Annotated in this window: 14 protein-coding genes; 9 read left to right on the top strand and 5 right to left on the bottom strand. The window is 45.8% G+C overall.

The genetic code is table 11. From position 1 onward, the window contains the following. On the bottom strand, positions 1-761 hold a 761-nt coding region (locus tag RC73_RS18865), incomplete at its 3' end, for an IS4 family transposase (protein ID WP_039036080.1). A gap of 171 nt (positions 762-932) precedes the next feature. Here RC73_RS18865 and RC73_RS20975 point away from each other — a divergent pair. Beyond that, a complete protein-coding gene (locus tag RC73_RS20975) occupies positions 933-1,073 on the top strand; it encodes a hypothetical protein (RefSeq protein WP_162835838.1) in 141 nt (46 codons plus the stop codon). A 23-nt stretch (positions 1,074-1,096) separates the two neighbouring features. On the opposite strand, the gene RC73_RS18860 is transcribed toward RC73_RS20975, so the two are convergent. The 3 genes from RC73_RS18860 to RC73_RS18850 are packed head-to-tail and all read right to left on the bottom strand — an operon-like array spanning position 1,097 to position 4,268. Then, a complete protein-coding gene (locus tag RC73_RS18860; RefSeq protein WP_039036076.1) occupies positions 1,097-3,208 on the bottom strand; it encodes a hypothetical protein in 2,112 nt (703 codons plus the stop codon). Continuing rightward, positions 3,205-3,576: a hypothetical protein gene (locus RC73_RS18855; protein WP_039036075.1), complete on the bottom strand. Its 372-nt coding sequence runs from the start codon at positions 3,574-3,576 to the stop codon at positions 3,205-3,207. The genes RC73_RS18860 and RC73_RS18855 overlap by 4 nt, the downstream gene beginning before the upstream one ends. Positions 3,577-3,635: 59 nt before the next feature. After that, on the bottom strand, positions 3,636-4,268 hold the full coding sequence (locus tag RC73_RS18850; protein ID WP_235370044.1) for a hypothetical protein: 633 nt from the start codon (positions 4,266-4,268) through the stop codon (positions 3,636-3,638). 385 nt (positions 4,269-4,653) lie between these two features. Between RC73_RS18850 and RC73_RS18845 the strand changes: the two genes are divergently transcribed. The 3 genes from RC73_RS18845 to RC73_RS18835 all read left to right on the top strand — a co-directional run bounded on the left by RC73_RS18845 (position 4,654) and on the right by RC73_RS18835 (position 7,392). Next, complete coding sequence (locus tag RC73_RS18845) at positions 4,654-5,223, top strand: hypothetical protein (protein WP_039036078.1); 570 nt, start codon at positions 4,654-4,656, stop codon at positions 5,221-5,223. A gap of 613 nt (positions 5,224-5,836) precedes the next feature. Next, entirely contained in the window at positions 5,837-6,673 is an 837-nt protein-coding gene (locus tag RC73_RS18840; RefSeq protein ID WP_039036074.1) for a hypothetical protein, read from the top strand. Beyond that, entirely contained in the window at positions 6,673-7,392 is a 720-nt protein-coding gene (locus RC73_RS18835; RefSeq protein ID WP_082014381.1) for a replication protein P, read from the top strand. The genes RC73_RS18840 and RC73_RS18835 overlap by 1 nt, the downstream gene beginning before the upstream one ends. Before the next feature lie 143 nt (positions 7,393-7,535). On the opposite strand, the gene RC73_RS18830 is transcribed toward RC73_RS18835, so the two are convergent. Beyond that, positions 7,536-9,308 (bottom strand): AIPR family protein, encoded by a 1,773-nt coding sequence (locus RC73_RS18830; protein ID WP_039036072.1) that lies wholly within the window; start codon positions 9,306-9,308, stop codon positions 7,536-7,538. 461 nt (positions 9,309-9,769) lie between these two features. On the opposite strand from RC73_RS18830, the gene RC73_RS18825 reads away from it, so the two are divergent. The 5 genes from RC73_RS18825 to mobF form a co-directional block, all read left to right on the top strand. Continuing rightward, positions 9,770-10,234 carry a hypothetical protein gene (locus RC73_RS18825; RefSeq protein WP_039036071.1) on the top strand — a complete coding sequence of 155 codons (465 nt, stop codon included), beginning with the start codon at positions 9,770-9,772 and terminating at the stop codon, positions 10,232-10,234. Beyond that, a complete protein-coding gene (locus RC73_RS18820) occupies positions 10,234-10,626 on the top strand; it encodes a hypothetical protein (protein WP_039036070.1) in 393 nt (130 codons plus the stop codon). Before RC73_RS18825 ends, RC73_RS18820 begins: the two co-directional genes overlap by 1 nt. Positions 10,627-10,637: 11 nt before the next feature. Next, positions 10,638-10,994 (top strand): hypothetical protein, encoded by a 357-nt coding sequence (locus RC73_RS18815; RefSeq protein WP_010377289.1) that lies wholly within the window; start codon positions 10,638-10,640, stop codon positions 10,992-10,994. Next, positions 10,981-12,957, top strand: coding sequence for a type IV secretion system DNA-binding domain-containing protein (locus tag RC73_RS18810; RefSeq protein WP_039036069.1), 1,977 nt, complete (start codon positions 10,981-10,983; stop codon positions 12,955-12,957). Before RC73_RS18815 ends, RC73_RS18810 begins: the two co-directional genes overlap by 14 nt. Next, the coding region (gene mobF, locus RC73_RS18805) for a MobF family relaxase (RefSeq protein ID WP_052248300.1) at positions 12,954-15,248 on the top strand (2,295 nt) is incomplete at its 3' end. The genes RC73_RS18810 and mobF, both read left to right, overlap by 4 nt.

The raw sequence follows: 15,248 nt of genomic DNA, 5'->3' as shown, positions 1-15,248 counted from the left end.
TGTGCCGTATGATTGCGTCCTGCTTTGGATGACCGCTTGTCGGCTCGATGTTTCGGCGCAGCCTTGTACAGATGTAAATGACAGCACATAGGCAATTTTCGTCCCAGTTTTACGTAACCAATATGCCGGGCTTTCGCCGTGGCGGAGGGATAAAGCGACTTATTCGACTGCCATTGGGCATGATTGGCTTGGAGAAAGCCGACATCCCTACTGACACGGCCAAGCCAAAACCAACCATATCGTTCCACCTCCCGAAACCAGGTATTGCGATAACCCGTATCGGTGACAATCAGTGGACAAACGTGGGACGGCAGCACCTGTGCCAACTTCGCCAAGAAGATGTCATGGCTGCGGGGAGCATTGTAGTCGGCAAACTTGAAAGTACGCTCATACAGGGTAACCGCGCGCCCTTGCACACTGACAGAGGCTCGCAATGTCATCATCCGCAGTTGTTCACGGACATCAGACCAATCAATGAGGATTACCGGCATGGGATTAGCTGCACAGAGTAACTTGGCATGCCATTGATAAATAGCGAATTTATCAGAGTGTAGATGCGGGTTGCCGAGTAGCCTGTCCATCCGTTTGATGTTGTGCTTTGGCGCCACCGCACCAGAGATATTGCGACCAAGCTGAGTGAGTGACAACTGATTGCCATCAAGTAACGCTTCTGTAGCAACCATCAGAGAATTAAGCCGTTTTTGATGCATTTGCGGGCATTGCTTTTTGAGTAAATCGTGTAAGATGTGGACATCACGCATGGTGTTGGATCTGGTAGTTTTTTGGCGAAATCAATTAGATCAATCAACACCATGCGTGTCTACTGAATTGAATAAAAAGGGAATTATCTGGGAATTCCCTAGTCAACGAAATCATCCCTCTCGTTATTTAACATCTATTGTTTATATAATAGCTTGGACTTGGAAGGAATTATGGCAAGAACGTTAGAGCAGATTCTAGAACAGGAGAAACCAGAGGTGGTTTTGCAAGCCAATGAGAAGGCTGCGGAAATTCTAAAGGATATTGATGAAAAGGATGAGTCGTCAGTCTCTGAGGGGCAATCCAACGGCTGACGACGAAGTGGATATAAAAACTTTCACATGTGAAAGTTTTTTGCGAGATGGGCATCTGCCTGTTGAACAACCTTGACCTTTTTATGCGCCGGGGAATAGAACAAATACCAGCCACCAAATTCCGTGGTTTGTTCCGTCAGAACATCTCCTGTTTCTGTGTCAATGAGAGCGACTCTAATTCCGTCTCGATCAAGCTGGCCCTCAATTTCCCTAACTTCAGACAAAGGGAGGCGAAGATGGTTTATCCCTCCACGAACTAGCCGATCTGACTGAATGGAATCGTATCGAGGCGACAATCCAAAATCTCCAGATACTTCTATATCGTACCGTCGGTACGGAGTCAGAGAATCAATGACGGCCGGAGTTCTAACCTGACGACCATCAACACTGGCGGTAACACCTTTAATTTCTGGTTCAACTTCCTGGCAAATACCATCAGCATTAAGGTCCCGACAGGTGGACAACACAAGCGTGGCTTGACTTCTCTGGGGAGCTCGCTGGAATCCAGTTCGGCCAAAGCTACCACTAATTGATAAGGTAATGTTGTTACCCTCACTAGACGAATGATTGAACGAAGCTGACACAGTTGCAAATTTCCAGTTCCAAAGATCAGCACGCAAGCTTTGTTGCTGGCCTTCCCATCCATGACCAAAATTGCTCGCCGTGTAGCGGTAGGTGAGGCGCCCCAAGCTGAATCGTTTTGATATCTCTCCATTGAAACGTTCTATATCTCTAATACCATTAATATCTTTACTTTCGTGATCATAAGACGCCAAAACTTGCCAACCCGCCTCCATGCTAGCAAGCATCCGCCCTCCAAAGATGTTGGATCTGACACCATTGGCTAAACGACTCGAATAGTATGGAGATAAAGAAATTGATGTATTCAGTGTCTCAAGGCGCGTGCTGTGATACGTGCGTAGCGTCGTTTCCTGAGTTTCATAGCCGCCGTGCGTGCGGGAAGAATACTGAATAGTTGGTTGGAACAGAGAACGTGATGAAACACTAACAGAGCGTAATTGATAGTTGTCTAAATCACTTAATTTCCCAAAGATCGCAAGATTGTCATCCTGCCAAGAACCGCTCAGAGCGTATCCACTACTGCCATACCAAGCAGGCTCAAATGAAAAGTCATCTCTTGAATATAAAGCGGAAAAATACTGTCTTTCCTGCTCATCCTGACCAGCGAAAAGTGACAATTCATTGGTCATCCCGTAGCTCAAGCGTCCAATTAACTTGCTTTCATCAGTGGTTGGAGATTTGCCTACAGCTACTTGGTAGTTTAGGCCTCCTACTAGCGCAAGCCGTCCCGAAATGGCTCTCTCGATTGTTTTAGTGTCTGTTCTGCCGTCAGGTAAAACCGCATAAAATTTATATTGATTATTACTGTAATTCAGCTCGATTTTGTAAGAGAACGGCTCGCTATCCAGAACCAGAGATTGTAAATAGGTTCCGTCACGGTAAACATCTACCCGTGTTCCAACAGGCCAATAAAGCTCAATTTGGTCACTAGAAAATGAACCTGTAGCCAAATAGTTCTCGTTTGTTGCGGCAAAGCCATCCAATCCATATCGCTGCACTCGTCCCAGCTCAATGTCTTTTATATAGCGATTGTCTTCACTATGCCATTGTGATGAGAAATATGACTCTTGCCCTCCTAGTCCAGCTCTAATATCTACATCGAGGTCTCCGACGCGGCCTGTTCCCGTGATGTTACCCGAAATATCACCTTTGCTTTGATAGGTGAGAAAGTAGTCAAAGGATTTTACATCCAGATTGGATACATTTGGCTCAATTGTAACCTCTGGTTTGACCTTTCTGGCTTTGGTTACGTTGTTGGGTGGGTAAAAGTAGATGGTTTGTTCTGACCAAACAATTTTGGCATGACCAATGTTGTTTAGCCTTTCCAAGGGAAGTGATGCTGTTGTGTTTACACCAGCAGCTTGCCATAGCCCTGGCTCAGCCGTGGTGCTATCTACTTCACGAGAAACAAGGTATTCCCCCTTGTTTTGTCCGTTCACGACAAACTTCATCAGGTAGTCATCCGCACGAGTTGGTGAAGCTGTGAGTGTGAAAGCTGCGGCCAACAATACTGTGGGCACAAAAACTTTCACATGTGAAAGTTTTTTCTTCATCGAGAAACCTCCCTCACCGGGAGTCTCAGCGTGATTCTTGAGTGAACGCCTTTTTTTTCTTCGCTTTGTACGGCATATGAGAATGCCATCTTCGCGCCTGGTTTTAATACTTTCCCATTACTCTCACGTGCTTTTACTACTTGCCGCTCTCCTGGAAGAAGTTGGAAACGCCGGGGGAAGACTTGCACTCCATCCGGGGGAGTAATTCTCACGACTATTGGTGTATTTAAGGTATTTGCTACGGGGATTTCAGCAACCGCCTTGTGAGCGATGTCCACCTCGTGGATCTTGAGTTGAAATGCAGTCGCGGGTGAAGATAGGAGAGTTGCTATCGTCGCCATCATGATTGAACTAATAAGGGGCTTCATAGGACCTCCAAAGGACTAGGGACTGACTTGGCCAGTCCCTACACGAGTGATTACTGGGATTACTGGTAGTCGATTTGCAGATCGACCGTTCCAGAGAAGACCCCTTCCTCCCAAGCACTGAGCTGCATGAATCCGCTGCTTGCAGTTGCCGGCTGGCGGTATGACCAGGCGATATAGAGCTCACCGGTGGCAGAAGTAGTTGCTGTTAAAGGTGTTGCGTTTACACCGACTCCTGTTGATGTTTGCGCTATCGCATCCGTGCAATCCACATTTGAGGTACGCAGATCAATCTTGGGCGTTCCACTGAAACTTAAAGTTGCTCCACCCGGCGCTGTGGGATTTGACAGGTTAGTGATGGTAATCCCGACCGATTTATCCATATCTCCTGTCACTTTTAAGCAGCCGGGCTGTACTGTGTCCTCCGGGTTTTGCGCCAGGTAAGTCGCCCAACTTTTCAAAGAGAAACCGCCAGTTGGGGCGGCTCCTGGCAGGCGTTCCAATGTCATTGTGTACGGCTGAACTTCGACCACAGAAAGAGCTGGCGGGGTTGCTGAAATTTGAGAAGTTCCCGTCCCTGTACCTGCATAAGCGGCAGCGGACGACAAGAAAATAATGGCAGTGAGGGTGGCGCATTTAAATGTTTGCATTGCTTGTATCTCCATGTGAATGAAATATTCGAGCGTTATTCGCATGGAGAATTTTGCGGGTGGGCGGCAGATATTTAGGCATTCCAAACTGCCCAATTTGGACAAAATGGAAAAAAGATTAAGGTTAAGACAATTACGGTATTATCGTAATTATCGTAATTATGATAATTACAGTAATTGAAATTTGTTCTGACATAACTAACTTAACTCAATGAAATAATTGACTAATTTTTTAGGGTTGTTGACAACTCCCCCCGTCTTGATATTATTTAAATAACGGTAGCTGGCCTTCAAACAGTATATTCTTTTAACCGGGTGGCAACATTTCGGTCTATTCAATTAGCCCTTTCATGTTCTAATGATTGGGACATCGGGCAAGGCATGGGGTCTCCGCCTGTTCATCGTTTTCAACTTTGAACAAGGGGGATTTATGCGCTCCAATATATTCAAGCCGTTGCCATTCCTTCCAGTGAACCATCACTTGAACCGATGGGCGTTTGGCTATTACCTTGTAAAACGAGGCTTTTCTAACGCGATCGTTCAGGAAGAAACTTCATTTAGCTACAAGCAAGTCCGTAAAGTTCGATCTGATTTAGGTGTAAATGAACGACGAGGAAATTGTTATGGTCAGGACATTATGTCTAGTTCTGATTGGATCATGTACTCAATGGGTGTACATGTTTACTGTGAGTTGTGTGAGAAAATGACGCACATAGAGGCAGTCGTTGAGGCATACGACTGGCTCACGCGGAAAACCATAGCGAAAAGTTATGATATTTCAGGTTTTTACGCTGCGTGCCGCGAGATCTCCTCCGGCGAAGCAATATTTATAGAATGCCGACATTGTTATGTTGAAGTGTTTTTAGGGACAGGGCTTCGCGACAAGCTGGTAAGCCGCCGATGCCCGGCCTGTGGGCATGGCGATTGGGAACATCCTGTTTCTTCTCGCAGAATCGGACATCTTGCGTCAGCAAAACAGGTGCAGCAGGCATTATTCTAAATGGAGATTTGTCATGTACGAACAAATTACAAAGTTTGAAATGATCATTACTGGCTTGTTGATCGGGAGTTTTTTTGGAGTGGACATTATTCAAATTGTTGGCAAGATTGTGTCAGCGATCCTTGTATCCAGCTTTTAATCGCTTGAGGTAGCTGGCCTCTATAAAAAAACAGCATATTAATTGATTTGGTAAGCGGAAAACTTCATTTCACACGTGAAAGTTCCACCGCGAGTTCATGCTTGGCATGAGCGACCTTGTAGGTTCAAGTCTACTTGGTTAAAGCGTCTCGCCATCAACCTCCATCAAACTGGCACGGGTGGAGCTAAGTGCTGAAATTTAAGCCGCGAGCGCAGTGCCTCAACTTTAATCGTTGAGGTTTGTTATGAACGTACAAATTCACCCATCTTATTTCCACAAGATTGTTTCGTCGGAACCATTTTCATTGATGCTCGATGTCGCCGCAGCGAGTGGATCAAGAGCTCATATGATTTATGTATCGTTGGCTCTGACTCACAAAACAAAACTACCTAAAACGGCTGTGATTCCTGCCCTAGAATCGGAAATTAAACGCCGTTTGGTTATGAGTCCCGTCTGCGTCGCTGGAGGGGATAAATGAACAGTTCTTTAAACTCAGCGGATCTCGCCAGAGCGATCGATGGTCCACGGATCGCAATACCCCGTGCATCAATTCAAGCTCTTGGACTGGAAGCCGCTGCATTTTTACAACAAGCGTCGTTTCTAAGCAGCCTAAAGGCAGAAGCAGGCGGGTGGTTTGACCTACCTGCCGAGGGAGAGCCAGATCCTGAGGCTACCAACATTTTCTCAGAGCTCGGGAGCTGGCAAGCATGCCTCGGAATTCAGAGAGATGCCCTCCGAAAAATCCGGCGCAAGCTTTGCGAAATGAGTTTGCTGGAGGAAAAACGAGCGGGGGTTCCCGCACGCTTGCACTACCGCGTAAACCACGACGCTTACCTGCGTTTTCTCGCTGATTGCGGCCAGAAAATCCAGAATGCGGAAAACCGCAAACTGGACGGCGAATATCCGCAAACTAGTTTGCAAGGATCACGCATACAAGAATGCGGAGTTCCGGCAGACTATTCCAGAAAGATCCCAGAGAGCTTCAAAGATATTAATAACACCCGCTCTAAAGCGCGTTTTGATTTTGTTGAGGCTCTTGTATCTCGGGGTGTAGACCCTATCCACGCTAGAGAATGGCAAGCAATCCGTAAAAAGAAGCGAATTACACTTACAGAGGAGGCGGTACTACTCACAGAACGGGAGGCAGAGAAAGCTGGAATCAACCTGGGAGATGCGATCGAAACTTGCGCATTGAGAGGGTGGGCCGGATTTAAGGCGGATTGGCTGATACCCAACAACGAGCGAAGCTCACAAACTCGCTCGCTTGTTGAAGATCTAACGGACTCAAGCTGGGCACAGGGGGAATGGTAATGGCACTAAAATCCATTGCAGAAGTTATCTCGCTTGATCAACAGAAGCGTGTCGTTTGCTCGGCAAAAAATGCAGGGCCCACACAGTCTTTTTTCCGTGAAGTGAAAAGCAAACCAGATTCTGATCAACTTCAAGTTGCGGCAAGGATCATCAATATCTTATTTGCCCAGCTCCAGTCATGCTTCCCCGCTTGGAAGGCGACATTCCCTAGCAAATCTGACGTTGACGCGGCTAAGAGGACATGGACCAAGGGCTTGCTGGAAGCAGGTATCATAACTGATCAACAACTCCAATGTGGGCTCCGGAAGGCTCGGCAAGCAGAATCACCATTCTGGCCGTCGCTTGGACAATTCGTTAAATGGTGTCAGCCAGATCCTGCGGATCACGGCCTACCAAGTGTCAGGCAAGCATATATTGAAGCCTGCCGGAACGCGCACCGCCTCTCAGAAATGACGAATGAGGAGTGGAGTCACGCTGCTGTGTATGTTGCTTTAAAAAATACCGGGACGTTTGACATCCGAAACCGCAAAGAAGCAGAAACCTGGCCTATTTTTGAGCGGAACTATGAAATTGCTGTCCGGCGCACCCTTGCTGGTGAAGATCTTAATGCAGAGATCCCCAAGGCACTGCCGCCACGGCCTACACAACGGCCAGTAGACCCTGAAGTAGCCAAACAGCATTTAGAACGACTGAAAAAGATGTTTAAGGGCGGTAAGTAGCAGCCCTTAAATGCCAATTGGACAATTCCAAGTTACGTTGATTGGGACGCAGCCAAAATTTCGGATAACTTAAGATATACCAAATACGACAATTAACTACAAAGTAGTGGCTCTTTTTGCTAAACCACTACAATGCAATGTCATCATTGGTTGATTCGTTCTAATGTAATAGTTATTTTATCCACATTACTAAAGAATCGAGCAGGATATGCCGTTGGGTATTCAGACTCAATAAGTGCTTCTGTAGCTGATAAGATACGGTTCAACTCTTCAGCAATACGTGTTTCATCGACTTGAAGAATATTTGTGGCACGTTGTAAATTTGGTGTAGATTTTAATATGTGTCCAGCAAATACACGATTAGCATGAGTGAGAATTCCGTACTTTTTCTTATCTGACTGTCGATTAATTTGACCTAGCAGTTCTTTAATTTGACGTTCAATAACTCTATGATGTATAACTGCATTTATTAATTTAATCCCACTAACAGATGAGTTAAATATTGCTTTGTACGCTGAACCTTCTAGGTTTTCAAAGAACTTACCACGTTGGCTCTTTAATAACGCTAAAGTTGATGGCCTACAACTTAAGCAAGCTAATGCATCCAATGCTTCATCAATATCGATGCTCTTATCACCCAATAAATCACTAGATATATCGCTTCTAAGCAGTTGATATGTGTAATCTTCAATTATTAGTTCATCGCGCAAGCGTACTTGTTGAGGATGTTGAGAGGCAAAGTCTCTACCAAGAACTCGGTTTTGATGGTTATTAGCTCTAGTGATGGCGTTAATAATGTCATCAGATGCTCCGTCTGGTATTTGTATGAATCGAGCTTGAATTTTTATATTCGCTAAAGTTTCTTCATCGATACCATCTAAAGATCCAATGCTACTGACTGTCTGAGCACCATTTATCACACTTACATCTCGAAAGTTAAATCGCCCCATGTCCCGTTGGTTAATTTTATTACGTCGATGAGGTTCAACTGAACGGGCAAGGACAGTAATACCATTGTTATAGAACCAAAAATGTTCTGGGTCGCTTAATGCCGTTTGCTTTATGGATTCATTAACTTCTGTATTACCTAGTAAATTACGAATATTTTTAGTAAACAATTTCGATGAGTGTTGTTGCCACCATTCAGCGATTTGATCCCCACTAACTACACCGAAAAATGCGGTGTATGGATTGTCAATTTTACCATATTGCTCTAGCTCGATATCTTCTAGATCTACGGTTGCTGATGTCTGCGCATGTCGCCATTGAGTAATATCTTCGGAAGAAACTAAGTGAACCTGAAATGGTAGTTCATGATTGGGTGGTATAGATTCTAAAGATGCTGCTTCGTTTAGTTCATGCTGCCACTGCTGCATATCAGATAGAATCGTACTTGCGGCTCCACGCTTCCCCGTATGAGCCATAACAAAGAGAAACTTATAGTCAATAGAATTAAGAGCTTGACCTATGTCTTCACGTTTGTTTCTCAGAATAGGATCGAAGCGATCATATTCTTCTTCTATTAAATGATCACATGCCTGTTTAAAAACTAGAAAATCTGCATTTGTCCAAGTTGAGCTACCTGATTGAGAAAATTTTGCTTGTACAACAACAACCGTCTTTTCCGTATGGTTTACATGTATAGCATCAATCCCACCATCCTGTGAACTATCGCATACAGAAGATCCAGCAACATTATCATCTACTTGTCCTAAGTGATGAACAACAAATGCCGCTATAGCTCGACTCGCCATTTTTATGTTGTAGTCGGATTGATCTATAGAACATTCACGTTTATGAATAAAGGATTCAAAGCGTTCTCGCAATGTTGTACCTAATCTGGTTGCCATCAAGTTAGCTGTTGCTGCGGCAGAGGTTGCATTATCCTCTGGTGTTAAATCAGTAACGAAAGCCATAAACTGCCCTGAGTGTCAAGTGATGTATGTAGAATTGTTCATATTAACTACATACCATCGCTGAACTAAAAAAGTATTGGTCAATTAAACATATAGTGCGACATTAGTATAACTTGGTCAATATTAGGAAATACAATGCTTGTAGTGGCATAGTGAATTTGGCCATCTAAATAGTAACCGAACACTACCAATAGGTGGCTTTTCGATGACTCTGAGGGACTGAGACGGCCTAAACCCTACTGAATACCACCAAAACACCACCAATAGGTTGCTTTTCGATGACGACCAAGGAAGGTTGTGGCTGCGCTACATCAGAAAGCGATCAACAGGTGGTTTTTGGATGATACCGGCCTATTTTTACCTAGCTTCTTATTTGTCCAAATTGGGCAGTTTGGCGTGCCAACAATGACTCCCCTCTAAGTAAAAATAATCCTGATTTTAATCAATCAGGAGATAAACCAATGAAATTGATCACTTTAACTACTGCGCTCGTCGCTGTCGGTATGCTGGCTGGTTGTACAACCAAAAGCATTGATTCAATCACGATGCACCACTACTTCCTTAATGCCCGCGACCTGTTCGTTATTGACGAAAAAAACGGAAATGTGTCATGCATCGTGTCTCACGATACTGGCAACTCGGATCAATTTAAGAAAGATCTTGGTGAGATTCGGGAGACCATTTACAAGTATCAGTGTGACTCCATAGTGATTCATGGCCGGTATCTTAATCCTGAAGTTAAATTTCAATGGGATAATCGAGGTAAGAGACCTGTTTGCTCAGTAACATTAAAAGCTAAAAATGAAGGTAAACATGGTTTATGGCCAGATGAACCAGCAGCCATCAGTCGGTCTTATGAATCAATGGCGGAGCTCAATTTACCAAACTGTGATTCCATTGATATCCGATGGCAGGAGGCTAAGTGATGCGTAATCAATTTAGTCTTAGCAACCCTTATACCTGCCTGCATTGCTGCGGTAGCAGCTATCTAAAAATATTAGAGATCGCTGCTGAATCTAGTACCGCCGTTGATGCAATCAATACCATAGCTTCTCAGTTGGCACTTTTGGCAGCAGAGCAACGCGAATATTCTACCAGAAAACTAGCGGAACTATTTTCTTCAATCACCCCGAGCTTAGCGCTCGGGGACCCCATCTCACAGCAAGAAAAAGCCGTGCTTCACCCGGATTTTTCTCCACACCCCACTCACCGCGAGTGGTCTGTCTCATCCGGCGCAGTAGCGCCTTCTGAGGGGACTCCCGGCGCCTCTGCACATGCAGAGTTGCATAGGAGTCACACGCAAGAGAATCAGGGATAAGGGGGACTACAATGGGAGTTTCTAAGGCGTACCGCGTACAAATATATCCACCTAGACAAGTACATATTTTGTTGAAGGAACTAGCTAAAGAATCAGGGCAAACGGTTAGTAAAACGGCGGTGTCTTTGATTGAGCAGGCATTAAATAATGACTCAACACTGCACGAAATCAGAAATGTACAAGTGGATCAGAAGGAGATTTATCAGCAGCTAATTAACCTGCTGTCGATCAACGTAGCAACCACCGATTTTCTGCTCAAAAAGACCTGCTCTGAGGATGAAATGGCTGAGGCTAAACAGGTCATTTCAGCCCGCACAAATGCTTTGCGAGAGTATTTCATTGGAGGTGCTGAAAATGGCAACGATTAGAAAAGGTCGAGTCGGTGACTTTGTTCGTGGTGCGGATACATGGCTTCATAGCCAGCAGATGTTGTTATTCAGCGGAATTTGGATCTTTCTGCCTGGTGTTTTGTTGGCGATTGTCGGTGGCCTGTTATACATCGGAATAGACGCCGATGAATGTGTCTTGCAAAACGCCAGTACATATCTTTGGGCACAATTGAAGGCACTAGTACAACCATTTTCAAGCGTGACTATAGGAACCTGTGTTGCCCTAGATGGACGCGACTCTCTGCCATCCTCTGTGGTGATAAATGAACCACTATTCCAGGAAGCTGCTGTTAAGCTTCTCAAATCCTTTGGATTGGCTTTCATTTCGCTCTTTGTATTGTACTTGCCTATTGGTGTTTATCTTGTTGTTAGGGCCGTTAAAAGAGGTAAGGAAATCAAAGAAGACAAATATATTCGAGGTGCGAAACTTGTTTCAGCCGAAAAATTGAAAGGAGAAATCGTAGAAAAGCATGGTGTTTCTGATTTAACCCTCGGCGATTTCCCTTTACCCACAGGATTTTCAAAAAAGCATACCTTGATTAGTGGCACCACCGGGGCCGGTAAATCTACTGCACTAACTCATTTGCTTAAAGCTATTCGTGCTCGTGGAGACCGAGCCGTGGTATATGACAAGAAAGGCGAGTTCGTAGAGATGTTCTACCGGGACAGAGTTGATCACATACTCAATCCGGCAGATAGCCGCTCACACCAATGGACTCCATGGGAAGAAATGGCCTCACCATTCGATGCAGACTGGATAGCTGAGACACTTTTACCTAGTTCTAATAGTAATAGCGGTTCTGAGAAATTCTTTACATCCGCTGCCAGAGCCGTTGTTTCAGCCGCACTTCAGAATTTATATCTAGATGGACCGAAGTCATTGCTTTCACTTCTTCGGGCGACAGCGTGGAATGACCTTGAGTTACTCAAAGAACTGGTTGCAGGCACTCCTGCAGCGACATATTTCAATGAAGATAACGAGCGAACTCTCGAAAGTATCCGTTCAACCATCGTAGATGGTGTTCGTCCACTTCGCCTGTTGAAAGAAGAGAATAAAAAAGGATTCTTCTCAATAAGAGATTGGATAGCAGAAGGCGATGAACCTAATGCCGATGATAGTTGGTTGTTCTTACCAGTACGAGAATCTGAAATAGAAATACAGAAACCTCTCATCTCGACCTGGATACAAGCTGCGGCCAAAGGGTTGATGGCGCGTGGGGTTAATAACGAACGGACTCTTTGGATTGTTGTCGATGAGCTACCAAGCCTCAAAAAAATTCCTGCTCTTTCAATGTTGATGGCCGAAGGGCGGGGCTTCGGTGCGGCTGTTGTTTTGGGTATTCAGGAAATAAACCAGCTAGAGGAAGAGTTCGGGAAAAACACCTCTAAAACCATACTTGGCTTATGCTCCACGCAGCTTCATTTCCGTTTGAATAATGCCGACACTGCGGAATGGGTCTCCAAGGTACTTGGTGAAGCTGAGCGTGAGGAAGTTGATGAAGACTTAAACTACTCCGCCGATGACATTCGAGACGGCGTTCGGGTCAGTTCTAAACGTCAAAACCGAAAAATTGTTCTTCCCAGTGAAATCATGGATCTGCCTGATTTGTCTTGTTTTGTCAAAATTTGGGGTGTGGAGAGTAAAGCCCGTATTGATATTCCTTTCTTGAGGCTTCCGAAGATCGCTGACGGTTTTATTCAAGGTGATGAGAATGAGACGGTTGGTATGCGCCTGCTCAATGCCGCACGAGCCTTAAAAATGGAAGCTGATGTTGGCTATGTTCCGAAAGAGATTTCCGATGAGCGGGACGTTGATGAGTTTAAAAGGCCAATACCAAGCCCAAGTGACTTAGAGCAGGAACTAAATTCAGTATTGGGAACGGTTGGAATGGATGATGATTTGGTATTTGGCCTGCTTGGGAAAGGAGGCAAAAAATCATGATGTCTGCGTCTTCTATTAAAAGTGCCGGAGCTGCCGGTCATTACTTTGAGCATGATGACTACTATGTAGACGGGCTATCTCCTTCCGCATGGGTAGGCTCTGGAGCTGAGGCTCTCAGTCTTGTTGGTGAGGTGGAGCGGGAAACTTTTAAATCACTTCTGGATGGGCGGCTCCCAGACGGTCAACAGGTTGGCACTTTCCGTGACGGCGAATGGAAACATCAACTAGGGACCGACCTCACTTTTTCAGCACCTAAGAGTGTTTCTATTCTGGCAGAGGTAGCAGGCGACAAACGGCTTCTCGAAGCCCATGACCGGGCTGTCCAAGCGGTACTTCAATATATAGAGAGCGAATATATTGTCACAAGGAATCGCAACCGTACTAAGGATACCGTTGAATACGAGAAAACAGGTTCGCTGGTCGCAGCCACTTTCAAACACACAACCAGTCGTGCCCTTGATCCTCAGCTTCACACACACTGCGTGGTAATGAACTTAACACAGCGAAATGACGGCCAGTGGCGCTCAACGGAGAATAAACCAATCTTCATTGACCAAAAGCACCTTGGTCTGGTCTACCGTCAATTTCTCGCTCAAGAGGTTGGTTCACTGGGCTTTCGACTAGAGCACCAGGGTAAAGATGGGACCTGGGAGATTGCTGGGGTAAGTAAAGATACTGTACGTGAACTGTCGAAACGATCAGAGGCAATCGGAGATGCGCTGGAGGCTAGGGGAAAGACTCGTGAAACGGCCACGGCTGGGGAAAAGGAGACCGCCACGCTCGACACGCGGGATCGAAAAGTCGCTGCTGAGCGTGGTGAACTTCTGAATCGCTGGCATGCAGAATTGGGTGAAGAGAAGCTGACAGAATTGGAAGGGGTCATAGCTCTGTCTCGGGAGAATACCCCATCCCTGGAGCGGCAATCCGAGGCGATTTTGGCGCGGGTTCAATTAGCCAACGAAGCCGTCATGTGGGCGACTGAGCACCTTGGAGAACGTGATACGTCTTGGGCACACCACGATCTAGTCAAAGTGGCTAGCCGTTATGCCGGATCGCGAGTACTACTTTCTGATGTAACGAATGCAATTGATGCTGCAATTCGCAGTGGTCAGCTCATAGAGAAGTCGGTTAGAACCTTTGATAAGGTCAGCAAGCAAGAGATTGATGTTCGGGGATATACGTCGAAAGCGGCCATCGCCATCGAGGATGAGGTGATCAAGGAGGAATACCTTGGCCGCGACCGAGTTCAGGCATTGTGCAGCCGGGAACAGGCGGCTGCGGCCATTTCTAATGCCGAGGAGAAAGCCAACGAATTGGGGTACGAGTGGAACGCTGACCAACGGAGAGCTACCGAGGGCATTCTGCTCACAGAGAATCGGATCGTTGGAGTGCAAGGGTTCGCAGGTACGGCTAAAACTACCTCCGTCCTACGAACTGTAGCTGAGACCGCGAGGGATATGGGGTATGAGGTTAGGGGGCTTACCCCTACGAATTCTGCTGGTCAGAGTTTGATTGATGGTGCTGAAATTCAGTCTGGAACAATTCAGTCTTTTCTGGCACAAAACCGCAACGAGTGGGTTCAAGAACGGAAAACTCATACCCAGATCGATAAAATTGATAAGCGGTTAGAGCAAATCGAAAAAGCCCTCTCCAATCCATATGTTGATGAAAAGACTGGGGTTCGGATTCCCGAGAATTCGCCGCTCTATCAGAAACGACTCGACGAACTCCAATATGAAAGATCAGAGTTACAGGGAGAACGTGACGGTCTTGGAAAAATGTTGGAAAAAACTCCTCAACTTTGGATTGTGGATGAGTCCAGCATGGTAGGAACCAAGCTAATGCGAGACCTCTTGCAACGTGCGGGGCAATCGGGGGCTCGTGTCGTATTGACCGGTGATGTTCGTCAGCTAGCCTCAGTCGAAGCTGGTGCTGCTTTCAGGCAGCTTCAAAATCACGGAATGGAAACCTACCATCTGGAAGAAATCGTTCGGCAGACGAACCGAGGAACAAGGGATGCGGTATACCTCTCCCTAATGAAAAGGGCCTCTAATGCTCTAAGTCGGTTACAGGAGAGTGGCAGCACGATAAAAGAATTGGTCGCGCATAAGAAAAGTGGAAAAATTGACCATGAGAAAAGCGGTGAAGCCCGCAGACAAGAGCTTGTGACGGACTACATGGCTCTTGCGCCGCAGGAACGAGCCAAAAGTATCATCCTCGAACCAAGCCGAGAGGGCCGTCGTCGAGGGTGTTCAAAATTCTGTGTCACGTTAAAAATCACAGATCGATGT

Source organism: Shewanella sp. ECSMB14102 (assembly GCF_000813075.1).
GTDB classification, from domain to species: domain Bacteria; phylum Pseudomonadota; class Gammaproteobacteria; order Enterobacterales; family Shewanellaceae; genus Shewanella; species Shewanella indica.
The sequence above is the reverse complement of the archived record's forward strand: the minus strand, read 5'-3'. Positions and strand labels throughout refer to the sequence as shown.